The organism is Pseudomonas sessilinigenes (assembly GCF_003850565.1).
In the GTDB taxonomy this organism is placed as follows: domain Bacteria; phylum Pseudomonadota; class Gammaproteobacteria; order Pseudomonadales; family Pseudomonadaceae; genus Aquipseudomonas; species Aquipseudomonas sessilinigenes.
Map to the genome: position 1 here is coordinate 4368046 of NZ_CP027706.1, position 22101 is coordinate 4390146.

Here is a 22101-nt window from a genome sequence, read left to right on the forward strand (position 1 = left end):
CATGGCTGAAGCCGAAAAAACTGTCCGTACGCTGACTGGCCGTGTTGTCAGCGACAAGATGGACAAGACCATCACCGTTCTGATCGAGCGTCGCGTTAAGCACCCTATCTACGGTAAATACGTTAAGCGTTCGACTAAGCTGCACGCGCACGACGAAACCAACCAGTGCCACATCGGCGACAAGGTCACTATTCGTGAAACTCGTCCGATGGCCAAGACCAAGTCCTGGGCCCTGGTTGATGTTCTCGAACGCGCTGTGGAAGTCTAAGGGCTAGGGGTCGGAGAAATTATATGATTCAGACTCAATCCATGCTCGATGTGGCCGATAACAGCGGCGCTCGCCGCGTTATGTGCATCAAGGTGCTGGGTGGCTCCCATCGTCGTTACGCTGGTATCGGTGACATCATCAAGGTTACCGTCAAGGAAGCAATTCCTCGCGGTAAGGTGAAAAAAGGCCAAGTGATGACTGCTGTCGTAGTCCGCACTCGTCACGGCGTTCGCCGTGCAGATGGCTCGATCATCCGCTTTGATGGCAACGCTGCTGTTCTGCTGAACAACAAGCAAGAACCGATCGGCACCCGTATCTTTGGGCCAGTGACCCGTGAACTTCGTACTGAGAAGTTCATGAAGATCGTCTCGCTCGCCCCAGAAGTGCTGTAAGGAGATCCGACATGCAAAAGATTCGTCGTGACGACGAGATCATCGTGATCGCCGGCAAAGACAAAGGTAAGCGCGGTAAAGTGCTTAAGGTTCTGGCTGACGACCGTCTGGTCGTTGGTGGCCTGAACCTGGTCAAGCGCCATACCAAGCCTAACCCGATGTCGGGCGTACAGGGCGGTATCGTCGAGAAAGAAGCGCCACTGCACGCTTCCAACGTCGCTATTTTCAACAGCGAAACCAACAAGGCTGACCGCGTTGGTTTCAAAGTAGAAGATGGCAAAAAAATTCGTGTCTTCAAGTCGACCCAAAAAGCGGTTGATGCTTGAACACTGCTAGGTAGAAGACCATGGCACGACTACAAGAGATTTACCGGAAGGAAATCGCTCCGAAACTTAAGGAAGAACTTAAGCTTTCGAACGTGATGGAAGTTCCGCGCGTTACCAAGATCACCTTGAACATGGGTCTGGGCGAAGCGATCGGCGACAAAAAAGTCATCGAACACGCTGTTGCTGACCTGGAAAAGATCACCGGCCAGAAAGTCGTTGTGACTCACGCTCGTAAATCCATCGCTGGCTTTAAAGTCCGCGAAGGCTGGCCGATCGGTGTCAAAGTGACCCTGCGTCGTGAGCGTATGTACGAGTTCCTGGATCGTCTGCTGTCGATCTCCCTGCCTCGGGTTCGCGACTTCCGCGGCCTGAATGCCAAGTCCTTCGACGGTCGTGGCAACTACAGCATGGGCGTGAAAGAGCAGATCATTTTCCCGGAAATCGATTACGACAAGATCGATGCTCTCCGCGGTCTGGACATTACCCTGACCACCACTGCCAAGAACGATGACGAAGGCCGCGCTCTGCTGCGTGCTTTCAAATTCCCGTTCCGCAACTGATTGGAGTAGGAAAATGGCCAAGAAGAGCATGAAGAACCGTGAGCTGAAGCGTCAGCTCACCGTTGCCAAGTACGCCGCCAAGCGTGCAGCGCTGAAAGCTATCATCGTGGATCTGAACGCAAGTCCAGAAGCCCGTTGGGAAGCTACTGTCGCTCTGCAGAAGCAGCCACGTGACGCTAGCGCATCGCGCATGCGTAACCGCTGCCGCCTGACCGGTCGTCCGCACGGCGTTTACCGCAAGTTCGGCCTGGGCCGTAACAAGCTGCGTGAAGCTGCCATGCGTGGTGACGTACCAGGTCTGGTCAAAGCCAGCTGGTAATGACATCAAAGCTGCCGTGGTCGGGGTCGAGAGAACCCGATCGCCGGTGGTCTTGAGTGTGAATCAAGCCCCTTATGGGGCTTGATTCATTTCTGGGGTGTGTCTAGAATGACCGGCTCGCCTGAGCCCGTGTTTTTTGCCCGGGATTTCTCGGCGATAGTTGTAGCCGCAAGGCTAATTCTTTTTGTATCAGGAGCATCTAGCCCATGAGTATGCAGGACCCGTTAGCGGACATGCTAACTCGAATCCGTAATGCCCAGATGGCTGAAAAGTCCGTCGTAAGCATGCCGTCTTCCACGCTGAAGGTGGCTGTAGCAAAAGTCCTGAAGGACGAAGGTTACATCGCGGGTTATCAGATCAGCAGCGAAATCAAACCTCTGCTGTCCATCGAGCTGAAGTACTTCGAAGGCCGTCCGGTCATCGAGGAAGTGAAGCGCGTTAGCCGTCCAGGCCTGCGTCAGTACAAGTCCGTTGAAGAGCTGCCGAAAGTACGTGGCGGCCTTGGCGTGTCTATCGTCTCCACCAACAAAGGTGTGATGACTGATCGTGCTGCGCGCGCTGCCGGTGTCGGCGGCGAAGTTCTTTGCACTGTGTTCTAAGGGGGGATAAGCATGTCTCGCGTCGCTAAGAACCCCGTTAAGCTGCCAGCTGGCGTCGAAGTAAAATTCGCCGGCCAACAGCTTTCGGTGAAGGGTGCCAAGGGTACTCTCGAACTGAACGTACACGCCTCCGTTGAAATTGTTCAGGAAGCTGGTGAGCTGCGTTTCGCTGCTCGCAACGGCGACCAACAAACTCGCGCAATGGCCGGTACTACCCGTGCACTGGTAAACAACATGGTCCAAGGCGTAAGCCAAGGCTTCGAGCGTAAGCTCCAGCTGGTCGGTGTTGGTTACAAGGCACAAGCAAAAGGCACAGTGCTGAACCTGGCCCTCGGCTTCTCGCATCCAGTGGATTACGAACTGCCGGCAGGCATTACCGCTGAGACTCCTAGCCAGACCGATATCCTGATCAAGGGCATCGATAAGCAGCTGGTAGGTCAAGTGGCCGCTGAGATCCGCGACTTCCGTCCACCAGAGCCTTATAAAGGTAAAGGTGTGCGCTACGCGGACGAAGTCGTCCGTCGTAAAGAAGCCAAGAAGAAGTAGGGCATAGCAAATGACCGACAAAAAAGTTACTCGACTGCGTCGCGCTCGCAAAGCACGCCTGAAAATGCACGAACTCGAAGTCGTGCGTCTCTGCGTGTTCCGCTCTTCGCAGCACATCTACGCCCAGGTCATTTCGGCCGACGGCAACAAAGTCCTGGCAAGTGCCTCGACTTTGGATAAAGAACTGCGTGATGGTGCCACCGGCAACATCGACGCGGCCACTAAGGTTGGCCAGCTGGTCGCTACGCGTGCAAAAGCCGCTGGCGTCTCGCAGGTGGCTTTCGACCGCTCTGGCTTCAAGTACCACGGCCGCGTCAAGGCGCTGGCTGAGGCTGCTCGTGAAGCTGGGCTGGAGTTCTAAGTTATGTCCAATAACGACCAAAAGCGCGACGAAGGCTACATCGAGAAGCTGGTTCAAGTTAACCGCGTAGCCAAAACCGTTAAAGGCGGCCGTATCTTCACTTTCACCGCGTTGACCGTGGTTGGTGATGGTAAGGGCCGTGTTGGCTTCGGCCGTGGCAAGTCGCGTGAAGTGCCTGCTGCGATCCAGAAGGCAATGGAAGCTGCTCGTCGCAACATGATCCAGGTTGATCTGGATGGCACTACTCTGCAGTACGCAATGAAGTCCGCTCATGGCGCTTCGAAGGTGTACATGCAGCCTGCTTCTGAAGGTACCGGTATCATCGCTGGCGGCGCTATGCGTGCTGTTCTCGAAGTTGCTGGCGTTCAGAACGTTCTGGCCAAGTGCTACGGCTCGACTAACCCAGTAAACGTGGTTCACGCCACTTTCAAGGGTTTGAAAGCAATGCAGTCCCCTGAATCCATTGCCGCCAAGCGTGGCAAAAGCGTCCAGGAGATCATCTGATCATGGCTACCGTTAAAGTAACGCTGATCAAAAGCATGACCGGCCGTATCCCTAACCACAAGCTGTGCGTTAAGGGTCTGGGCCTGCGTCGCATCGGTCACACTGTAGAAGTCCAGGATACTCCCGAGAACCGCGGGATGATCAACAAGGCTTACTACATGCTGCGTGTCGAGGGTTAATCGATGAAACTCAATGATCTGAGTCCAGCGCCGGGTTCCCGTCGCGAAAAGCATCGTCCGGGCCGTGGTATCGGTAGTGGTTTGGGTAAGACTGGTGGCCGTGGTCACAAAGGTCAAACTTCCCGCTCCGGTGGCACCATTGCTCCAGGCTTTGAAGGCGGTCAACAGCCGCTGCATCGTCGCCTGCCGAAGTTCGGTTTCGTTTCCCTGAAAGCCATGGATCGCGCAGAAGTGCGTCTGTCCGAGCTGGCTAAAGTGGAAGGCGACATCGTTACCGTGCAGTCCCTGAAAGATGCCAACGTGATTAACCAGAACGTTCAGCGTGTGAAAATCATGCTGTCCGGCGAAGTTACTCGCGCTGTGACCATCAAGGGCATCGCAGCCACCAAAGGTGCGCGTGCGGCTATCGAAGCAGCTGGCGGCAAGTTCGAGGAATAAATGGCTAAGCAAGGTGCTCTCTCTGCGCTCGGCAAAGGCGGTATGTCTGAACTCTGGGCTCGTCTGCGTTTTCTGTTCATGGCGATTATCGTCTATCGGATTGGCGCACACATCCCGGTTCCAGGTATCAACCCTGATCGACTCGCAGACCTGTTTCGACAGAGTGAGGGGACCATTCTTAGCTTGTTCAACATGTTTTCCGGCGGTGCGCTGGAGCGCATGAGTATTTTTGCATTGGGGATCATGCCGTACATTTCGGCATCGATCATCATGCAGCTCATGACCGCTGTCAGCCCACAGCTGGAGCAGTTGAAGAAGGAAGGTGAATCTGGCCGTCGTAAGATTAGCCAGTACACCCGCTACGGCACTGTCGTCCTAGCTCTGGTTCAGGCCATCGGCATGTCCGTTGGTCTGGCAGGGCAGGGCGTTGCGTTCACTGGTGACTTTGGCTTCCATTTCGTCGCGGTATCCACTTTTGTGGCTGGTGCGATGTTCATGATGTGGCTGGGTGAGCAGATTACTGAGCGTGGTGTTGGCAACGGTATCTCGATGTTGATTTTCGCAGGTATCGTCGCCGGTCTTCCGAGAGCGATCGGGCAGTCTTTCGAGTCTGCACGTCAGGGTGATATCAATATCTTTGCCCTGGTTGCGATCGGTTTGCTGGCAGTAGCGATTATCGGTTTTGTGGTGTTCATTGAGCGTGGCCAGCGTCGTATTGCTGTTCACTACGCCAAGCGTCAGCAGGGCCGTAAGGTGTTTGCTGCGCAGACCAGCCACTTGCCGCTGAAAGTGAATATGGCCGGTGTTATTCCTGCTATTTTCGCGAGCAGCATTTTGCTGTTTCCGGCTTCGTTGGGTGCCTGGTTCGGTCAGTCTGAAGGTATGGGCTGGTTGCAGGACATCTCGCAGTCGATCGCTCCTGGTCAGCCGTTGAATATTCTGCTGTTTAGTGCAGGGATTATTTTCTTCTGCTTCTTCTATACGGCGTTGATGTTCAATCCGAAAGACGTAGCGGAAAACCTGAAGAAGTCCGGTGCCTTTATTCCGGGTATCCGTCCAGGTGAGCAGTCGGCGCGCTACATTGATGGCGTTCTGACCCGCTTGACCATGTTCGGTGCTCTATATATGACGGCCGTCTGCCTGTTGCCACAGTTCCTGGTGGTTGCTGCAAACGTTCCGTTCTACCTTGGCGGGACCTCGTTGCTGATCGTGGTCGTGGTTGTTATGGACTTCATGTCGCAAGTACAATCGCACCTCGTTTCCCACCAGTACGAATCCCTGATGAAGAAAGCCAACCTGAAGGGTTACGGTAGCGGCATGCTGCGTTAATCCATAAGGTTCGAGGAGTTGGTGATGAAAGTTCGTGCATCGGTGAAAAAGCTGTGCCGTAACTGCAAGATTATTCGCCGCGAAGGTGTTGTTCGAGTAATTTGCAGCGCGGAACCACGTCACAAGCAGCGCCAAGGCTGAGTGTGATTGTGCTTCAAGCCCGGCAGCTAGTGCGCTGCCGGGTTGATTATTTGTTATTACAGCGATATTATCTCGCGCCCTATTTCTTGGCTTCCGGGGCGTAGGTAGCTGTCAATTGGAGTCCCACTGAATGGCCCGTATTGCAGGCGTTAACATTCCAGATAACAAGCATACTGTTATCTCGCTGACCTACATCTATGGTGTTGGTCGCACTACTGCACACAAAATCTGTGCAGTGACTGGGGTAAACCCAGCTGCGAAGATCAAGGATCTGAGCGACGAGCAAATTGAACAGCTGCGTGGCGAAGTGGCGAAGTTCACCACTGAAGGTGATCTGCGTCGCGAAAACAACATGAAAATCAAGCGCTTGATGGATCTGGGCTGCTACCGCGGTCTGCGCCATCGTCGTGGTCTGCCAGTACGCGGTCAGCGTACCAAGACCAACGCGCGTACTCGCAAAGGTCCGCGTAAGCCGATCCGCAAGTAATCGCACCAGCGAATCGACAGGAATTTAGTCATGGCAAAACCTGCTGCTCGTCCTCGTAAGAAAATCAAAAAGACAGTGGTTGATGGCATCGCCCATATCCACGCGTCTTTCAACAACACCATCGTGACCATCACCGACCGTCAAGGTAACGCTCTTTCCTGGGCAACCTCCGGTGGTTCGGGTTTCCGCGGTTCTCGTAAGTCCACCCCGTTCGCTGCTCAAGTAGCTGCTGAGCGTGCTGGCCAAGCTGCGCTGGAATATGGCCTGAAGAACCTCGACGTTAACGTCAAGGGTCCAGGTCCAGGTCGTGAATCCGCAGTCCGCGCTTTGAACGGCTGTGGCTACAAGATCGCCAGCATCACCGACGTGACGCCAATCCCGCACAACGGGTGCCGTCCGCCGAAGAAGCGCCGCGTGTAATCCAGGAGATTGTAAAGAATGGCTCGTTACATTGGTCCAAAATGCAAACTGGCTCGTCGCGAAGGCACCGATCTCTTCCTGAAGAGCGGCGTGCGCGCTATCGAATCCAAGTGCAACATCGAAGCAGCTCCTGGCATCCACGGCCAGCGTCGTGGTCGTCAATCCGACTACGGTACCCAGCTGCGTGAAAAGCAAAAAGTTCGTCGTATCTACGGCGTTCTGGAGCGTCAATTCAGCGGCTACTACAAGCAAGCAGCTGGCAAGAAAGGCGCAACCGGCGAAAACCTGTTGCAACTGCTTGAATGCCGTCTGGACAACGTTGTGTACCGCATGGGCTTCGGTTCTACTCGTGCCGAATCCCGTCAGCTGGTATCGCACAAGTCGATCAGCGTAAACGGTCAGACCGTTAACGTTCCGTCCTACCAGGTTCGTGCTGGTGACGTGGTTGCTGTTCGCGAGAAAGCAAAAAACCAACTTCGCATTGTCCAAGCTCTCGATCTGTGTGCCCAACGTGGCCGCGTAGAATGGGTAGAAGTAGACACTGAGAAGAAGTCGGGCGTTTTCAAGAACGTTCCAGCTCGCAGTGATCTGTCCGCCGACATCAACGAAAGCCTGATTGTCGAGCTCTACTCCAAGTAAGGGCTAGAAAATAGGTGCATCCATGCAGATTTCGGTAAATGAGTTCCTGACACCCCGCCATATTGATGTGCAGGTTGTCAGTCCAACCCGCGCCAAGATCACCCTCGAGCCTCTCGAGCGTGGTTTTGGCCACACCCTGGGCAACGCGCTGCGCCGCATCCTGTTGTCCTCAATGCCCGGCTGTGCAGTAGTCGAGGCCGAGATTGACGGTGTGCTCCACGAGTACAGCGCCATCGAAGGTGTACAGGAAGACGTAATTGAAATCCTGTTGAACCTTAAAGGTCTGGCTATCAAGCTGCACGGCCGTGACGAAGTTACGCTGACCTTGTCGAAGAAGGGTTCGGGGGTGGTTACCGCTGCCGATATTCAGCTGGATCATGATGTCGAGATCGTTAACCCCGATCACGTAATCGCTAACCTGGCGTCTAACGGCGCTCTGAACATGAAGCTCGTAGTAGCTCGTGGTCGTGGTTATGAGCCGGCCGACTCGCGTCAAAGCGATGAAGACGAAAGCCGCAGCATTGGTCGCTTGCAGCTTGACTCTTCGTTCAGCCCGGTTCGCCGTATCGCCTACGTGGTGGAAAACGCCCGTGTCGAGCAGCGTACCAACCTGGACAAGCTGGTTATTGATCTGGAAACCAACGGTACCCTGGATCCTGAAGAGGCTATCCGTCGTGCTGCAACCATCCTGCAACAGCAGTTGGCTGCGTTCGTCGACCTCAAAGGTGACAGTGAGCCAGTGGTAGTCGAGCAGGAAGACGAGATCGATCCGATCCTTCTTCGCCCGGTTGACGATCTGGAACTGACTGTACGTTCGGCTAACTGCCTTAAGGCGGAAAACATTTACTACATCGGCGACCTGATTCAGCGTACCGAAGTAGAACTGTTGAAGACTCCGAACCTGGGCAAGAAATCCCTGACTGAAATCAAGGATGTTCTGGCCTCCCGCGGTCTGTCCCTCGGCATGCGCCTCGATAACTGGCCGCCTGCAAGTCTTAAGAAGGACGACAAGGCGACTGCCTGATCGTCGTAATCACCGAACGTTGTGTTTGGTAAGGAATGAACCATGCGTCATCGTAAAAGTGGGCGTCACCTGAGCCGCACCAGCTCGCACCGCAAGGCCATGTTCCAGAACATGGCGGTGTCGCTGTTCGAGCACGAGCTGATCAAAACTACTCTGCCAAAAGCCAAAGAACTGCGCCGCGTTGCCGAGCCGCTGATCACTCTGGCCAAGACAGACAGCGTTGCTAACCGTCGTCTGGCTTTCGACCGTACTCGTTCGAAAGCTATCGTTGGCAAGCTCTTCAACGACCTGGGCAAGCGTTACGCTACCCGTGAGGGTGGCTACCTGCGCATCCTCAAGTGCGGTTTCCGCGCTGGTGACAACGCTCCTATGGCGTACGTTGAACTGGTTGATCGTGCTGTCGGCGGCGAAGCTGTATCCGCTGAGTAAGACGTCAGTCTGAAACAAAGAACCGGGCCTAGTGCCCGGTTTTTTGTTTCTATATCCATTGCTAATTTCTATTGAGTTTCGAAATGTAATGCATTGGATGTTGTAATGTTGATGGTCAATACTCTTTGTCAGCCGATTAGCCGGCAGTTCCCAGACTGACAGAGGAATATTGAGCATGAGCCAGACCAAAATTCTTACGACCGCAAGTGGCGCTCCTGTCGCTGACAACCAGAATTCCCGCTCTGCCGGCCCACGTGGCCCGCTGCTTCTCGATGATTTCCACCTGATCGAAAAGCTTGCCCATTTCAACCGCGAAAACATTCCTGAGCGCCGTGTACACGCCAAGGGCTCGGGTGCCTATGGCACCTTCACGGTTTCCCGAGACATCACGCAGTACACCAGTGCCAAGCTGTTCGAGTCAGTAGGTAAAAAGACTCCTACCTTCTTGCGCTTCTCTACTGTGGGTGGTGAACGGGGTTCGGCTGATACCGAGCGCGATCCTCGTGGCTTTGCTCTCAAGTTCTATACCGAGGAAGGCAACTGGGACATCGTCGGTAATAACACACCGGTGTTCTTCATTCGCGACCCGCTGAAGTTTCCGGATTTTATCCACACCCAGAAGCGTCTCCCTCAGAGCAACCTGAAGAGCGCCCAGGCAATGTGGGACTTCTGGTCGCATTCGCCAGAAGCCCTGCACCAGGTCACCATCCTCTTCTCTGATCGGGGTATTCCAGATGGCTACCGTCATATGCACGGCTTCGGCAGCCACACCTACAGCCTGATCAATGCCAAGGGCGAGCGGCACTGGGTCAAATGGCACTACAAGACCAAGCAAGGGATCAAGAACCTGGCTCCGGCAGAGGCTGCTCGTCTGGCTGGTACCGATCCGGACTATGCCCAGCGCGATCTGTTCAGTGCCATCGAGCGTGGCGACTTCCCCAAGTGGAGCGTTTGCATTCAGGTCATGACCGAGGCTCAGGCTGCAGCGCATTACGAGAACCCCTTCGATGTGACCAAGACCTGGTCGCAAAAAGAGTTCCCACTGATCGAGGTTGGTGAGCTGGAATTGAACCGCAACCCGCTGAACTATTTCGCCGAGGTCGAGCAGGCGGCATTTGGTCCAAGCAATATGGTTCCGGGTGTGGGTCTGTCGCCCGACCGTATGCTGCAGGGCCGGGTATTTGCCTATGCCGATGCTCATCGCTACCGCGTTGGTACCAATCACCAGCAATTGCCGGTGAACGCCCCGCTGAGCCCGGTGAACAGCTATCAGCGAGACGGTGCGATGGCCTTTGGTGCCAATGGTGGTGCAGCTCCGAACTATGAACCCAACAGCTACAGCGATGCACCAAAGCAGGCGCCACGCTACGCCGAGCCGGCCTTGGCCCTCAGTGGCGCAGCCGATCGCTATGACCATCGTGAAGACAGCGATTACTACAGCCATGCCGGAGCCCTGTTTCGCCTGATGAACGATGAGCAAAAGGCCCTGCTGATCAGCAATATCGCCGGCGCCATGGCCGGGGTGACCGCCGATGTGGTGCAGCGCCAGTTGCAGCACTTCGTCAAGGCGGACCCAGCTTATGGCGAAGGTATCGCCAAGGCCTTGGGTGTATCGATCAACTAAGTCTAAATAAGAAGCAGAACCGCCCTCATTTGGGCGGTTTTTGCGTTATTTGTACTGCTTTTCTCAGATAATCTTCACTTTTCATGCTGTTTTTAAGTGACCTGCGAGTCAGCTTGGTTCAAACTATCCACTTTCAAGCAGGGAGATGTAGGGCGATGCAAGGTCACCCGGACGTAATCGATTACCTCAACACGTTGCTGACGGGCGAACTGGCAGCACGTGACCAATATTTCATTCATTCGCGGATGTACGAAGATTGGGGCTTCACCAAGCTCTATGAGCGTATCAACCACGAGATGGAGGAAGAGGCGCAACACGCCGACGCCTTGATTCGACGTATCCTGATGCTCGAAGGTACGCCGCGCATGCGCCCTGATGATCTGGATACTGGCACCACGGTGCCTGACATGTTGGCCAGTGACCTGCGCTTGGAATACAAGGTGCGTGCCGCACTGTGCAAGGGCATTGAGCTGTGCGAGCTACACAAGGACTACATCAGCCGTGACATCCTGCGGGTCCAGCTGGCGGACACCGAGGAAGACCATACGTACTGGCTGGAGAAGCAGCTGGGCCTGATCAAGTCCATCGGCCTTGAGAACTACCTGCAATCGCAGTTCTGATCGCAGGCCGCATTGGCGAATCCCCAACGGATGCCAGAAACAAAAAAGCCCCTGGCGCCATACGGTACCAGGGGCTTTTTCATGGCCGTCAGGCCCGATCGCGGATCAGCAATGGCTTGAGATAATGCCCGGTGTGCGACTGAGGCATCTCAGCCACTTGTTCCGGTGTCCCTACCGCAATGATTTGGCCGCCTTTGGAGCCGCCTTCCGGCCCCAGGTCCACCAGCCAGTCGGCGGTCTTGATCACATCCAGGTTGTGCTCGATCACCACCACGGTGTTGCCGTGGTCGCGCAGTCGATGCAGGACGTCCAGCAACTGCTGGATATCCGCAAAATGCAGGCCGGTGGTCGGCTCATCGAGGATATACAGGGTCTTGCCAGTGTCTCGCTTGGACAGCTCGCGGGACAGCTTGACCCGTTGTGCCTCACCGCCGGACAAGGTCGTGGCCGATTGGCCGAGCTTGATGTAGGACAGGCCCACATCCATCAGCGTCTGCAGCTTACGCGCCAGGGCCGGTACCGGATCGAAGAACTCACGCGCTTCCTCGATGGTCATTTCCAGGACCTCGTGGATGCTCTTGCCCTTGTACTTGATCTCCAGGGTTTCGCGGTTGTAGCGCTTGCTCTTGCAGACGTCGCAAGGCACGTAGATGTCCGGCAGGAAGTGCATCTCCACCTTGATCAGGCCGTCGCCCTGGCAAGCTTCGCAACGACCACCCTTGACGTTGAAGGAGAAGCGCCCCGGGCCATAACCACGGGAGCGCGATTCCGGTACCCCGGCGAACAGCTCGCGAATAGGCGTGAAGAGCCCGGTATAGGTGGCTGGGTTGGAGCGAGGCGTACGACCGATCGGGCTTTGGTCGATGTCCACCACTTTGTCCAGGTGTTGCAACCCATTGATGCTGTCGTGTGCAGCCGCCTCCAAGGTGGTGGCGCCGTTCAGCGCAGTGGCACTCAACGGGAACAGGGTGTTGTTGATCAACGTCGATTTACCCGAGCCCGAGACCCCGGTGACGCAGGTCAGCAAGCCGATCGGAATCTCCAGGTCGACATTGCGCAGGTTGTTGCCGCGCGCACCCTTGAGGGTCAGGGACAGCTTCTTGTTGCGTGGCGTGCGCTTGGCCGGGACCACGATCTTCACCCGGCCCGACAGGTACTTGCCAGTCAGGGAATCGGGATGCTCCATGACTTCGGCGGCAGTACCTTCGGCGACGATCTGGCCGCCGTGCACGCCGGCGCCCGGGCCGATATCCACCACGTAGTCGGCAAGTCGGATGGCATCCTCGTCGTGCTCGACCACGATCACGGTGTTGCCGATGTCACGCAGGTGCTTGAGCGTTCCCAGCAGGCGATCGTTGTCTCGCTGGTGCAGGCCGATGGAAGGCTCGTCGAGGATGTACATCACCCCTACCAGGCCGGCACCGATCTGGCTGGCCAGGCGAATCCGCTGGGCCTCGCCGCCGGAGAGGGTGTCGGCACTGCGGTCCAGGGTCAGGTAGTCGAGCCCGACATTGACCAGGAACTGCAGGCGCTCGCAAATTTCCTTGAGGATCTTGTCGGCGATCTCGCCACGGCGCCCGGTGAGCTTGAGGGTGGCGAAGTAATCGGTGGCGTCGCCGATGGGCAGGCTGGTGACCGCCGGCAGGGTTTTCTCCCCGACCCAGACATGTCGCGACTCACGCCGCAGGCGAGTCCCACGGCAATCCGGGCAAGGCTGGGTGCTGAGGAACTTGGCCAACTCCTCGCGCACGGTAGCCGACTCGGTTTCCCGATAGCGGCGCTCAAGGTTCGGCACTATGCCTTCGAACGGATGGGAGCGCTTGACGATATCGCCCCGGTCGTTCAGGTACTTGAAGTCGACATTCTGCGTGCCGCTGCCGTTGAGGACGACCTTCTGCTGGTCGGCAGGTAGCTGGTTGAACGGCACTTCCAGGCTGAAGCCGTAGTGGGCGGCCAGTGACCCGAGCATCTGGAAGTAATAGACGTTGCGCCTGTCCCAGCCTCGGATCGCGCCTTCGGCCAGGGTCAGCTCGCCATTGACCAGGCGCTTGACGTCGAAGAACTGCTTGACCCCCAGGCCATCGCAGGTCGGGCAGGCGCCGGCAGGGTTGTTGAAGGAGAACAGCTTGGGTTCCAGCTCGCTGATGGCGTGACCGCAGATCGGGCAGGCAAAGCGCGCAGAGAAGATCATCTCCTCCCCAGGTTCATCATCCATCGGCGCCACCAGGGCGATACCGTCGGCCAGGCCCAGCGCCGTCTCGAAGGATTCGGCCAGGCGCTGCTGCAAGTCGGCCCTGACCTTGAAGCGATCGACCACGACATCGATCGAGTGCTTCTTCTGCTTATCCAGCTTCGGCACTTCATCCAGCTCGAACAACTTGCCGTCGACCCGTGCACGAACGAAGCCTTGGGCGCGCAGTTCTTCGAATACCGAGAGATGCTCACCCTTGCGTTCGCGAATCACCGGCGCCAGCAGCATCAGCTTGCTACCCTCGGGCTGGGCCAATACCAGATCGACCATCTGGCTGACGGTCTGCGCCTCCAGTGGGATGTCGTGGTCCGGGCAACGTGGAGTACCGACGCGGGCATAGAGCAGGCGCAGGTAGTCGTAGATCTCGGTGATGGTGCCGACAGTGGAGCGAGGGTTGTGGGAGGTGGATTTCTGCTCGATGGAAATCGCCGGAGAGAGCCCTTCGATGGTGTCTACATCGGGCTTTTCCATCATCGACAGGAACTGTCGGGCATAGGCCGATAGCGACTCGACATAGCGGCGCTGGCCCTCGGCATAGAGCGTGTCGAAGGCCAGGGACGACTTGCCGGACCCAGACAGCCCGGTGATGACGATCAACTTGTCCCGGGGCAGGGTCAGGTCGATGTTCTTCAGGTTGTGGGTACGGGCCCCACGAATCAGAATCTTGTCCAAAAGAGGCCTCGATCGGCGGGCGTAAAGGCAGGAGTATAAAACTAAATACTGGATGGATGCACACTATTGGCGGTGCTTTTTCGATCACTGGAAGGGGCTGCGCGGCAAAGCGTCGCCATATATCCCCTCTATCGATGGGACTGGTAGAATCGCCGCCGGTTCACACGAGGTTTTTCCATGCACGATCCCCACAGCGAACGCATGAGCGGTAGCGAGACCCGCGCAGCAAGCGGTCTGGCCCTGGTGTTCGCCTTCCGTATGCTTGGCATGTTTATGGTCCTGCCGGTCCTGGCAACCTATGGAATGGATCTCGCAGGAGCGACCCCGGCCCTGATCGGGTTGGCGATTGGCGCCTACGGCCTGACCCAGGCGCTGTTCCAGATTCCCTTCGGGATCATTTCCGACCGCATCGGTCGGCGCCCGGTCATTTACCTCGGGCTGATCGTGTTCGCCCTGGGTAGCGTGCTGGCGGCCAACGCCGATTCGATCTGGGGCGTGATTGCCGGACGTATCCTGCAGGGGGCAGGAGCCATTTCCGCGGCGGTGATGGCGCTGTTGTCGGACCTGACGCGCGAGCAGCACCGGACCAAGGCCATGGCGATGATCGGCATGACCATCGGCTTGTCCTTCGCGGTGGCGATGGTGGTCGGTCCACTGCTGACCCGTAGCTTCGGTCTCTCTGGATTGTTCCTGGCCACGGGGGCCATGGCCCTGGTGGGCATCCTGATCATCGCCTTCATGGTTCCGCGCTCTACCGGTACGTTGCAGCATCGAGAGTCCGGCGTGGCCCGCCAGGCCTTGCTGCCTACCCTCAAGCACCCCGACCTGCTGCGCCTGGACCTGGGCATCTTCGTGCTCCACGCGATGCTGATGTCGAGCTTCGTCGCCTTGCCCCTGGCCCTGGTGGAGAAAGCCGGCCTGCCCAAGGACCAGCACTGGTGGGTGTACCTGACCGCGCTGCTGATTTCCTTCTTCGCCATGATCCCGTTCATCATCTATGGCGAGAAGAAACGCAAAATGAAACGAGTTCTGCTGGGTGCGGTCAGTACGCTGCTGCTCACCGAGCTATTCTTCTGGGAGTTCGGCAACAGCTTGCAGGCGCTGGTGATCGGCACGGTGGTGTTCTTCACCGCCTTCAACCTGTTGGAGGCCTCCCTGCCGTCGCTGATCAGCAAGGTTTCGCCGGCAGGCGGCAAGGGCACGGCGATGGGGGTGTATTCCACCAGCCAGTTCCTGGGTTCCGCGCTGGGCGGCATCCTCGGCGGTTGGTTGTTCCAGCATGGCGGTTTGTCGGTTGTGTTCCTCGGATGCGCAGCTCTGGCTGCACTCTGGCTAACCTTTGCTGTTACCATGCGCGAGCCTCCGTATGTGACGAGCCTGCGCTTGCCGTTATCGCCCGAAGCGATCCGCGAAGCCGGCCTGGTCGAGCGCCTGAAGGCCGTCGTTGGAGTAACAGATGCCGTGGTGGTGGCCGAAGAGGCTGCCATTTACATCAAATTGGATACCGAATTATTGGATCGCGCGACCCTCGAGCAGCTGGTCAATTCAGCTCCGTCGCCGCGCGAAGCCTAGGAGAACGTTATGGCCCGTGGGGTTAACAAAGTCATATTGGTCGGCACTTGCGGCCAGGATCCCGAAGTTCGCTACCTGCCTAACGGTAACGCGGTGACCAACCTGAGCCTGGCCACCAGCGAGCAGTGGACCGACAAGCAAACCGGCCAGAAGGTCGAGCGCACCGAATGGCACCGCGTGTCGATGTTCGGCAAGGTCGCGGAGATCGCCGGCGAGTACCTGCGCAAGGGTTCCCAGGTCTACATCGAAGGCAAGCTGCAGACCCGCGAGTGGGAAAAAGACGGCATCAAGCGCTACACCACTGAAATCATCGTCGACATGCAGGGCACCATGCAGCTGCTGGGCGGCCGTCCTCAACAGGGCGACCAACAGGGCGGCGGCAACAACTACCAGCAGTCCGCACCTCGCCAGCAGGCGCCACGCCCGCAACAGGCTCCACAGCGTCCAGCGCCACAACAGCCTGCGCCGCAGCCAGCACCGGACTTCGACAGCTTTGATGACGATATTCCGTTCTAAGCCGCTCCCCGGAACTTCTCACTGAAGTCTCCTACGAAACCCCCGCCTCGCGGGGGTTTTCATTTCTGCCCGATATACAACCTGCGGCACCTGGCAAGGTGTTCCGGGGGCTTGAGCAAGACACTATGGATGGAGGCCTTACATGAGGCGCTGCAAGCGGCTGCCTGGGGGCATCGTGGGTGGGCCGTCAGGCCACCATCTGGCGATTGGCCTGGACACCGGTATCGCCCTCGGACGCCAGGCGCGATGACCGCGTCGTCGTTCAGTGGCCTGGGGCGCAGCTTCTATTTGCTCCAGCTCGCGGCCTTGCTGAATGCCGTGGGGGCCCGTTGCGGCCAGTTGGCGATTGCCTGGTGGGTCCTGGACAAGACGGGCGATCCGCTGCTGTTCTCTGTCTTCGTTGCCATTGCCACCTTCGCCGATGTGTTGTCCCGGGCCTTGTGCGGCTGGCTGGGCGATGAGTATGACCGCCAGCGCCTGCTGGTTGGCTGTTACGCCGTCAGCACGGCCGTGACGCTGGTGCTGGCAGGCCTGGGGACGCTGGATCTCTACCAGCCCTTGGCGATCGGTATCTGCCTGGCGATTTCCGGTATCAGCATCGGTATTCGCGAGCCGGTCCAGATGAGCCTGACCCCCGGCCTGGTCGCCGCTGAACGAATCACGGATGCCGTGCGCCTGAGAAGCATCGTCGGCTCCTCCTCGGCACTGATCGGACCGCTGGCCGCCGGCACCCTGTTGGGGCCGCTCGGTGTACTGGGCACGCTCTGGCTCAATGCCGTCGCCGTGATCCTGGCCTTGATCCTGACCGCGCTGGTGCGCAGCCCGGTTTCGCCGCGTAATGCGGATGGACCGCGACCTCGCGACCTCGCCACCTGGTACTGGCGCACCCGAGCGGGTTTCACCGCGCTGTACCGGATCAAGCCCGAATGGCACCTGAGCCTGCTGGCGTTCATCGTCAACTTTGCGTTGTATCCCTTGTTCGCGGTTTTGCTCCCAGTGCTGATCAATCGCCACTACCCGAAAGCTGCATGGCTGCTGGCGGTGACCGAAGGGGCCTTTGCCATTGGGCTGCTGCTGGGCAGCCTGCTGCTGGTCAAGCGCGCCAACCGACGCTGGGGGCGGGCGGTGGTGGTCTTCGCGGGATTCCTGCTGCTGGGGGCCAGCATGTCGGGCTGTGGACTGCTCACGCATTTTTTCGAGCTGCAGCCAGGGTGGTTCGCCTGCCTGACGCTGCCCTTGTTGCTCATCGGTGGTACGGGCCTGGTCATGGTCACGGTCAATACTTCCACGGTGCGCATGCTGGCCACGCCGGATCACTATCGAAACCGCATCGGTGCGGCCACCTCGTTCATTTCCGGCATGGTCATTCCCTTTGGTGCCCTGGTCGGTGGCACATTCTCCGGCCTGCTGGGCGCGAGCACCGCCATGGCATTGCTCGGCTTGCTGATCATCCTGGCCGTCATGCCCTGCCTGTTCAGTGGGGCACTGGTCCGGGTGCTGGGCATGAGTGATGAACAGATCAGGAATGCCTACAGCGACCTCTACCCCAAGGCGTTCGTGGATTGACGCCGACGGGCGATGACCATCGCCGCTGGAGTTTGTTGATGCGTTGTGCGCTACGGTCCCCTGAAGACGACCGTAGCGCACAGCCAGCTTACGGCTTTGGCCAGCCCGGGTGCCCGACCGGGCCCCTATAACGCCACCCGCCGCAGGCGCCCATCCAGTGCGACCACCCGCTGGTCCGGCGTGGGAATCGCCCGCCCACTCAGTCCCATGCCTTCGCTGACCAGCACCGCGCCCTCGACACAACACAGGTTGGAGGGTGTATCCAGGCCGCTGGCCAGTACCTGCACGCTGCGCTGTCGCAGGTCGCAGCGCAGCAGGCGCCCACTGAAACGGGCGAACCCGCCATGCAAGGCCTCGCCTGCCCAGTCGGGCTGCAATGGCTGCAACAACCGGTCGCACAACTCCAGTACCAGGACCCGTCCCTGTGGGTCTAGGGCCAGGCCGGTGGGCAGTTGCAGCCCGCGTACCAGCACCTCGATCCGCCCGTTTTCAGGCCATACCCGGATCACCTGGCCGGCCTTGTCGGCGAACTCGATCCCCTGGCGTGCCGGATCGCGGCGCAGTTCACCGGAAAACAGGCTGATCAGTACCGCCCCGGTCTGTGGTTCGTACACCAGGGTCACAGGCACCGCTTCCTGGCCCTGGTCCAGGTCGGGCAATTGGGCCAGTACCTGTTCGCCATCACCGGCGAACTCCACCAGTTGGTTGGTATCGGGCTTGACCGACAGCCAGCTCTGGCGGCCGGGGTGATAACACAGTGAGTTGAGGTTGCCGCGACTGTGGAACAGTGGCTCGGGCGGACTGTATTGCAGGTCGATGAGCTTCGAGCCGGCGACGTAGTCGGTCTGGCTGGCCAGGCAGCGGCCGGCTCCGAGGGCGATGTCCGACATGCCCATGATTTCATCGCGCAACATGCGCGATTGCATGTTCATCGAGCGAAAGCCCTGGGCCAGGATCTCGGGTGGCAAGTATTCGCCGGGAGCTTGCGGGTTCGGGCGCAGACGGCTGATTCGACCGCTGAAGGGCTGCTCGGGCAACCCCGAGCCGGCTTCGGCCAGCAGCAGGCTGCCATCTTTCTGCAGGCAGGCGCCACGAGGGTTGAGCAGGCCTTGGGCCACGATGCGGCTGGGGCGCAGATGCTGTTCCGGCTGTGCGGGGATATGCAGGGCAACGGGCATGGGCGTCTTCTCCTTCAAGGCTGCCATGGGGTGCCGTTGAGCCAGGCGGTGAGCAACGCGCGCTGGCTCGGCGACATCGAGCGCACCACCGACATGTACAGCGTGGTGTTCTGGTAGTCGGGAGAGATCCGCGCGAGGATCGCCTGCTTGGCCCCCATTACCGCGTCGGGCTGGTTGAGCTGGATGTAGCGCGACATGGCCGGGAAGGCCAGGTAATGGAAGCGCAGTACGTTTTCGTACACCTGGTCCCAGGTGACCTGGCTGCCGGCCGGGATGCCGAAATCGGTGCGCGAGTATTTGCGAAAGTTGCTGTAGGTCGGATAGGTGGTGTCGTTGTTGATGATGTAGGTCAGCGTGGTGAAGCCGGCCAGGCCGCTGGAGCCGCTCTGTGGACTGATGTTAAAGCTCACCGAGGACTGGCCAGCCGGAACCGTCAACGAATTCGGGAACTGCAGGAAATCCCAGTACCGCTTGCCCTGGTAAGTGTTGGTCGCCGCCGCCGTGATGCCGATCTGAATGTCCTCCGGCATCGGGCCGCCAAGATAGCGGGCTTGCAAGGTGACCTGGATGCTGCGGTCGTTGGGATCGAAGTAGCTGTTGCGCTGATCGGTGTAGACCCGATAGGCAATCTCGGGGGCGGACAGCGCTCCACTGCCGGCCGTCCCGGGGGCAGAGATGTTCAAGGGATTGCTCTGGACCTGCTGCAACAAGGTGGCGTTCAGGGGCACGTCGATGATGCCCCCGTACAGGTAGTAGTCGAGCAGCATTGGATCATCGGGCTGGTAGATGGCCAGGGAAGTGTTGCCCGCCGCGATGGTGACGGTGCCGTAGTTGACATTGGGACCTATGGGGCTGGTGATGTCGTCGCGTCGGGCCCTGAAGGTCTGCTTGGGGATCAGGTTGACCATGTCCAGGCTCAGCAGGTCGTTGGCGACCTCGGCATAGGCGACGCTGCCGATGTTCTCATCGGCATTGACCAGTTGCCGGCCTGGCGGGCAGATCTGCGGCTCGTTGGCATAGGCGGTGGCCAGCGTGCCGATGACCCGGCCAATGCTCGGGTTGGGGCTGAACTGATTGGCCGCGTAGTCGGCGTTCAGTTGCGCGGTGGTCAAGGTCGGGCACATTTCGAACATCACGAAGCGCAGGACCAGGCCGGTGGCGCGTGGATCCTCGATCAGCGCCTTGAGCCCGGGGCTGGCGTGGTTGTAGCTGACGATGCTGCTCAGGGGGAACGTCAGCTGGAAGGTGCCGCTGCCATGGAAGGAGCCGGGCGAGTCCATGGTTCGCGGCAGCAGTACCCGGGTGTTGACGTCGAAGCTGCTGCACACGCTGTCCCAGCGAATCAGCAGTTGAGGGGTGTCGCCATCGCCGATCTGCAGGCCACCGACGAAAATCTGCGTGGTGGTGGTCGCCGTCGGGTCCAGGTCGACCATCATCGGCCCCGAGTAGGGGCCTTGCCCGGTGCCGGGGACCAGGGAGCCGAGCAGGTACACCGGTTGGCCGACCAGGTCGCCGCTGGGCTCGATGTTGCCCGGGGTGCCCTGGGAGCTGATCCGTGCATTCTGCAGGCTCACCACATGGTCGCCGTAGTGATTCCAGCCGCCCGCGGTGTAGCGGCTCTGGGGACCGATCTCGGGATCGGGGGCGTTGATCAACGCATACAACTGATCGTCACTGTAGTCCTTGGCGGCGGGGGACATGATCGAGGTCGTGAGGTCGAACAGATCCATCGTGCTGGTCGCGCCGGTGGGCAACGTCGGTGAGTTGTTGGGCACGCTGACATCGGTGGAAATGCCGCCCCAGAAGTTCAGCCGGGGTCCGTTCAATATGCTCATGGTCTATTCCTTGGCCTGGTGGCTGGCGGTTGCAGGGGCTTTGGCGAAACGGAACACGTAGGAGAAATCGCTCTTGCTGAGGCTGTTCAGCGGCGTCGCCATGGTGTGGCAGTTCATGCAACTGCTGCTGGGCTGGATATAGGCCTCCATGGTGACGTTGGCCGACAGCGACGGCGTCGGTGAGCCCTGCGGGTTACCCGGGTTGTTGGGCTGCTGCGGCCGTTGGGTAGTGATCAGCTGGTAGTGCTTGAACACGCTGGACTGCACAGGCGGGCTGCTCTGGAACTGGCCGTTGACCTGCTGGGTATCAGCGGTGATCGGGGTGTAGCGGTTCAGCGGGTCCGGGGTCTTGAAGCTGGCGCCGGGCTTGGGCTGGCACACCATGCCCGAGCTCACCGGTTGCCAATTGCAGGGCGACTGGTTGACCTTGTCCGCCGGGGCCGAAGCATCGTAGTAGGAGTAGAAGACGCCGGCTGCCGGCTGATCCACCCACTGGTTCCCTTGCTGGACCTTGGGCGGCACGTTGTCGACTTGCTCGAAGGTCGACCAGACCCACTGCGGGAAGCCATCCACCTTGGTGATGATGTGCAGCCCCACCAGCCCCAGGTTGGCGTCCATCACGCCAATGGGCTTGCCCTGGTCGTCGAACTTCGTGACCTGGGCCTGCATCGTCAGGTAGCGGCTGGTGTCGTCGTTGGCGGTCATGATGCGCCAGCTGGACTTGACCTCCGTGGCGTTGCTGGGGAACTTGATGCTCTGGGCCGCCTCGACGATATCGGCGTTGTAGAACTGGTTGTCGACGATGTAGCTGTAGGACACCTGGTTGGTGGCGATGTCGTAGTAGGTCGGGTTCTGGCGCTGGTCGATCAGCCAGCCGCCCACGGCCTGCAGGTCCGATTGCACCACCTGGTTGTTCTTCACCGCGGCGATGTTGATCAGGCTCAGGTTCCGGGTCTTGGACGGAGTGTTCCAGGGGCCTGGGTCCTGGCCCTCGGGCAGGAAGGTCTCGGCGATGCTCTTGTAGCTCTGCCACACGGTATCGCCAGCGCTGCCCAAGGGCTTGTTGCAATCCGGGGAGCCGCGCTGCCCGGCCAGGGCCGGCCAGTTCAAGGCGATGAACATCTGCCAGCTGTATTGATCGAAGGCCTGCTGCGACGCTCCGGCCGCAGGGACCATTGGGAGCGGTGGGCATTGGCCGACGGTCTGCGAGGTCGCTGCCGTGGGTTGCAGGGCAATGGCCGGCAAGCTGGCCGCACCCAATAGCAACAGGGCGGTGCAACGGCTCCAGTTCTTCATGAGGAGGCTC

General features: G+C 58.9%; 27 protein-coding genes. 23 read left to right on the plus strand and 4 right to left on the minus strand.

Going from position 1 to position 22101, the window contains the following annotated elements:
* Nucleotide 1 precedes the first annotated feature (1 nt).
* The 20 genes from rpsQ to bfr all read left to right on the plus strand — a co-directional run bounded on the left by rpsQ (nt 2) and on the right by bfr (nt 11205).
* On the plus strand, nt 2-268 hold the full coding sequence (gene rpsQ / locus C4K39_RS20215) for a 30S ribosomal protein S17 (protein WP_003194644.1): 267 nt from the start codon (nt 2-4) through the stop codon (nt 266-268).
* A 23-nt stretch (nt 269-291) separates the two neighbouring features.
* Entirely contained in the window at nt 292-660 is a 369-nt protein-coding gene (rplN, locus tag C4K39_RS20220) for a 50S ribosomal protein L14 (protein ID WP_002555479.1), read from the plus strand.
* 11 nt (nt 661-671) lie between these two features.
* Nucleotides 672-986, plus strand: coding sequence for a 50S ribosomal protein L24 (gene rplX, locus C4K39_RS20225; RefSeq protein WP_010443924.1), 315 nt, complete (start codon nt 672-674; stop codon nt 984-986).
* 20 nt (nt 987-1006) lie between these two features.
* Nucleotides 1007-1546: a 50S ribosomal protein L5 gene (gene rplE / locus C4K39_RS20230; RefSeq protein WP_022641376.1), complete on the plus strand. Its 540-nt coding sequence runs from the start codon at nt 1007-1009 to the stop codon at nt 1544-1546.
* A 13-nt stretch (nt 1547-1559) separates the two neighbouring features.
* Entirely contained in the window at nt 1560-1865 is a 306-nt protein-coding gene (gene rpsN / locus C4K39_RS20235; RefSeq protein WP_022641375.1) for a 30S ribosomal protein S14, read from the plus strand.
* A gap of 206 nt (nt 1866-2071) precedes the next feature.
* Nucleotides 2072-2464 carry a 30S ribosomal protein S8 gene (rpsH, locus tag C4K39_RS20240; RefSeq protein WP_011063773.1) on the plus strand — a complete coding sequence of 131 codons (393 nt, stop codon included), beginning with the start codon at nt 2072-2074 and terminating at the stop codon, nt 2462-2464.
* A gap of 12 nt (nt 2465-2476) precedes the next feature.
* The gene (gene rplF, locus C4K39_RS20245) at nt 2477-3010 is read left to right on the plus strand and encodes a 50S ribosomal protein L6 (RefSeq protein ID WP_068577548.1); all 534 of its coding nucleotides are present in this window, start codon (nt 2477-2479) and stop codon (nt 3008-3010) included.
* Nucleotides 3011-3020: 10 nt separating this feature from the next.
* Nucleotides 3021-3371: a 50S ribosomal protein L18 gene (gene rplR, locus C4K39_RS20250; protein ID WP_022641372.1), complete on the plus strand. Its 351-nt coding sequence runs from the start codon at nt 3021-3023 to the stop codon at nt 3369-3371.
* Between the two features lie 3 nt (nt 3372-3374).
* Nucleotides 3375-3875, plus strand: a complete 501-nt coding sequence (rpsE, locus tag C4K39_RS20255; protein ID WP_022641371.1) for a 30S ribosomal protein S5 — start codon at nt 3375-3377, stop codon at nt 3873-3875.
* 2 nt (nt 3876-3877) lie between these two features.
* Nucleotides 3878-4054, plus strand: coding sequence for a 50S ribosomal protein L30 (rpmD, locus tag C4K39_RS20260; protein WP_003176408.1), 177 nt, complete (start codon nt 3878-3880; stop codon nt 4052-4054).
* A 3-nt stretch (nt 4055-4057) separates the two neighbouring features.
* Nucleotides 4058-4492 carry a 50S ribosomal protein L15 gene (gene rplO, locus C4K39_RS20265; protein ID WP_007924183.1) on the plus strand — a complete coding sequence of 145 codons (435 nt, stop codon included), beginning with the start codon at nt 4058-4060 and terminating at the stop codon, nt 4490-4492.
* Nucleotides 4493-5821, plus strand: coding sequence for a preprotein translocase subunit SecY (secY, locus tag C4K39_RS20270; protein ID WP_068577545.1), 1329 nt, complete (start codon nt 4493-4495; stop codon nt 5819-5821). It abuts the gene before it with no gap.
* 24 nt (nt 5822-5845) lie between these two features.
* Nucleotides 5846-5962: a 50S ribosomal protein L36 gene (gene rpmJ / locus C4K39_RS20275; protein WP_002555468.1), complete on the plus strand. Its 117-nt coding sequence runs from the start codon at nt 5846-5848 to the stop codon at nt 5960-5962.
* 130 nt (nt 5963-6092) lie between these two features.
* Nucleotides 6093-6449, plus strand: coding sequence for a 30S ribosomal protein S13 (rpsM, locus tag C4K39_RS20280; protein ID WP_022641369.1), 357 nt, complete (start codon nt 6093-6095; stop codon nt 6447-6449).
* Between the two features lie 30 nt (nt 6450-6479).
* On the plus strand, nt 6480-6869 hold the full coding sequence (gene rpsK, locus C4K39_RS20285; RefSeq protein WP_007924177.1) for a 30S ribosomal protein S11: 390 nt from the start codon (nt 6480-6482) through the stop codon (nt 6867-6869).
* Between the two features lie 18 nt (nt 6870-6887).
* Nucleotides 6888-7508 (plus strand): 30S ribosomal protein S4, encoded by a 621-nt coding sequence (gene rpsD / locus C4K39_RS20290; RefSeq protein ID WP_011063772.1) that lies wholly within the window; start codon nt 6888-6890, stop codon nt 7506-7508.
* Between the two features lie 22 nt (nt 7509-7530).
* Nucleotides 7531-8532, plus strand: coding sequence for a DNA-directed RNA polymerase subunit alpha (locus tag C4K39_RS20295; RefSeq protein ID WP_007970428.1), 1002 nt, complete (start codon nt 7531-7533; stop codon nt 8530-8532).
* Nucleotides 8533-8574: 42 nt separating this feature from the next.
* Complete coding sequence (gene rplQ, locus C4K39_RS20300) at nt 8575-8961, plus strand: 50S ribosomal protein L17 (protein WP_007955635.1); 387 nt, start codon at nt 8575-8577, stop codon at nt 8959-8961.
* A gap of 175 nt (nt 8962-9136) precedes the next feature.
* Nucleotides 9137-10585 carry a catalase gene (locus C4K39_RS20305; protein WP_124347257.1) on the plus strand — a complete coding sequence of 483 codons (1449 nt, stop codon included), beginning with the start codon at nt 9137-9139 and terminating at the stop codon, nt 10583-10585.
* A gap of 155 nt (nt 10586-10740) precedes the next feature.
* Nucleotides 10741-11205: a bacterioferritin gene (gene bfr / locus C4K39_RS20310; RefSeq protein WP_022641324.1), complete on the plus strand. Its 465-nt coding sequence runs from the start codon at nt 10741-10743 to the stop codon at nt 11203-11205.
* Between the two features lie 88 nt (nt 11206-11293).
* On the opposite strand, the gene uvrA is transcribed toward bfr, so the two are convergent.
* On the minus strand, nt 11294-14128 hold the full coding sequence (uvrA, locus tag C4K39_RS20315) for an excinuclease ABC subunit UvrA (RefSeq protein ID WP_124347258.1): 2835 nt from the start codon (nt 14126-14128) through the stop codon (nt 11294-11296).
* Nucleotides 14129-14305: 177 nt separating this feature from the next.
* Here uvrA and C4K39_RS20320 point away from each other — a divergent pair, with 177 nt between their 5' ends.
* The 3 genes from C4K39_RS20320 (at nt 14306) to C4K39_RS20330 (ending at nt 17782) form a co-directional block, all read left to right on the plus strand.
* The gene (locus C4K39_RS20320; protein WP_068577539.1) at nt 14306-15700 is read left to right on the plus strand and encodes an MFS transporter; all 1395 of its coding nucleotides are present in this window, start codon (nt 14306-14308) and stop codon (nt 15698-15700) included.
* Nucleotides 15701-15709: 9 nt separating this feature from the next.
* Entirely contained in the window at nt 15710-16216 is a 507-nt protein-coding gene (locus C4K39_RS20325) for a single-stranded DNA-binding protein (protein WP_022641321.1), read from the plus strand.
* A 246-nt stretch (nt 16217-16462) separates the two neighbouring features.
* Nucleotides 16463-17782 carry an MFS transporter gene (locus C4K39_RS20330; RefSeq protein ID WP_164487307.1) on the plus strand — a complete coding sequence of 440 codons (1320 nt, stop codon included), beginning with the start codon at nt 16463-16465 and terminating at the stop codon, nt 17780-17782.
* Between the two features lie 125 nt (nt 17783-17907).
* On the opposite strand, the gene C4K39_RS20335 is transcribed toward C4K39_RS20330, so the two are convergent.
* The 3 genes from C4K39_RS20335 to C4K39_RS20345 are packed head-to-tail and all read right to left on the minus strand — an operon-like array spanning nt 17908 to nt 22091.
* Complete coding sequence (locus tag C4K39_RS20335; protein WP_124347260.1) at nt 17908-18960, minus strand: hypothetical protein; 1053 nt, start codon at nt 18958-18960, stop codon at nt 17908-17910.
* Nucleotides 18961-18974: 14 nt separating this feature from the next.
* Entirely contained in the window at nt 18975-20795 is a 1821-nt protein-coding gene (locus C4K39_RS20340) for a hypothetical protein (RefSeq protein ID WP_124347261.1), read from the minus strand.
* Nucleotides 20796-20798: 3 nt separating this feature from the next.
* The gene (locus C4K39_RS20345) at nt 20799-22091 is read right to left on the minus strand and encodes a hypothetical protein (protein ID WP_124347262.1); all 1293 of its coding nucleotides are present in this window, start codon (nt 22089-22091) and stop codon (nt 20799-20801) included.
* Between the last annotated feature and the right edge of the window lie 10 nt (nt 22092-22101).

Bases quoted from the DNA above. Each gene is read 5' to 3' on its own strand.
- rpsQ (WP_003194644.1), top strand. From the start codon at position 2: ATGGCTGAAGCCGAAAAAACTGTCCGTACGCTGACTGGCCGTGTTGTC.
- rplN (WP_002555479.1), top strand. From the start codon at position 292: ATGATTCAGACTCAATCCATGCTCGATGTGGCCGATAACAGCGGCGCT.
- rplX (WP_010443924.1), top strand. From the start codon at position 672: ATGCAAAAGATTCGTCGTGACGACGAGATCATCGTGATCGCCGGCAAA.
- rplE (WP_022641376.1), top strand. From the start codon at position 1,007: ATGGCACGACTACAAGAGATTTACCGGAAGGAAATCGCTCCGAAACTT.
- rpsN (WP_022641375.1), top strand. From the start codon at position 1,560: ATGGCCAAGAAGAGCATGAAGAACCGTGAGCTGAAGCGTCAGCTCACC.
- rpsH (WP_011063773.1), top strand. From the start codon at position 2,072: ATGAGTATGCAGGACCCGTTAGCGGACATGCTAACTCGAATCCGTAAT.
- rplF (WP_068577548.1), top strand. From the start codon at position 2,477: ATGTCTCGCGTCGCTAAGAACCCCGTTAAGCTGCCAGCTGGCGTCGAA.
- rplR (WP_022641372.1), top strand. From the start codon at position 3,021: ATGACCGACAAAAAAGTTACTCGACTGCGTCGCGCTCGCAAAGCACGC.
- rpsE (WP_022641371.1), top strand. From the start codon at position 3,375: ATGTCCAATAACGACCAAAAGCGCGACGAAGGCTACATCGAGAAGCTG.
- rpmD (WP_003176408.1), top strand. From the start codon at position 3,878: ATGGCTACCGTTAAAGTAACGCTGATCAAAAGCATGACCGGCCGTATC.
- rplO (WP_007924183.1), top strand. From the start codon at position 4,058: ATGAAACTCAATGATCTGAGTCCAGCGCCGGGTTCCCGTCGCGAAAAG.
- secY (WP_068577545.1), top strand. From the start codon at position 4,493: ATGGCTAAGCAAGGTGCTCTCTCTGCGCTCGGCAAAGGCGGTATGTCT.
- rpmJ (WP_002555468.1), top strand. From the start codon at position 5,846: ATGAAAGTTCGTGCATCGGTGAAAAAGCTGTGCCGTAACTGCAAGATT.
- rpsM (WP_022641369.1), top strand. From the start codon at position 6,093: ATGGCCCGTATTGCAGGCGTTAACATTCCAGATAACAAGCATACTGTT.
- rpsK (WP_007924177.1), top strand. From the start codon at position 6,480: ATGGCAAAACCTGCTGCTCGTCCTCGTAAGAAAATCAAAAAGACAGTG.
- rpsD (WP_011063772.1), top strand. From the start codon at position 6,888: ATGGCTCGTTACATTGGTCCAAAATGCAAACTGGCTCGTCGCGAAGGC.
- C4K39_RS20295 (WP_007970428.1), top strand. From the start codon at position 7,531: ATGCAGATTTCGGTAAATGAGTTCCTGACACCCCGCCATATTGATGTG.
- rplQ (WP_007955635.1), top strand. From the start codon at position 8,575: ATGCGTCATCGTAAAAGTGGGCGTCACCTGAGCCGCACCAGCTCGCAC.
- C4K39_RS20305 (WP_124347257.1), top strand. From the start codon at position 9,137: ATGAGCCAGACCAAAATTCTTACGACCGCAAGTGGCGCTCCTGTCGCT.
- bfr (WP_022641324.1), top strand. From the start codon at position 10,741: ATGCAAGGTCACCCGGACGTAATCGATTACCTCAACACGTTGCTGACG.
- C4K39_RS20320 (WP_068577539.1), top strand. From the start codon at position 14,306: ATGCACGATCCCCACAGCGAACGCATGAGCGGTAGCGAGACCCGCGCA.
- C4K39_RS20325 (WP_022641321.1), top strand. From the start codon at position 15,710: ATGGCCCGTGGGGTTAACAAAGTCATATTGGTCGGCACTTGCGGCCAG.
- C4K39_RS20330 (WP_164487307.1), top strand. From the start codon at position 16,463: ATGACCGCGTCGTCGTTCAGTGGCCTGGGGCGCAGCTTCTATTTGCTC.
- C4K39_RS20335 (WP_124347260.1), bottom strand. From the start codon at position 18,960: ATGCCCGTTGCCCTGCATATCCCCGCACAGCCGGAACAGCATCTGCGC.
- C4K39_RS20340 (WP_124347261.1), bottom strand. From the start codon at position 20,795: ATGAGCATATTGAACGGACCCCGGCTGAACTTCTGGGGCGGCATTTCC.
- C4K39_RS20345 (WP_124347262.1), bottom strand. From the start codon at position 22,091: ATGAAGAACTGGAGCCGTTGCACCGCCCTGTTGCTATTGGGTGCGGCC.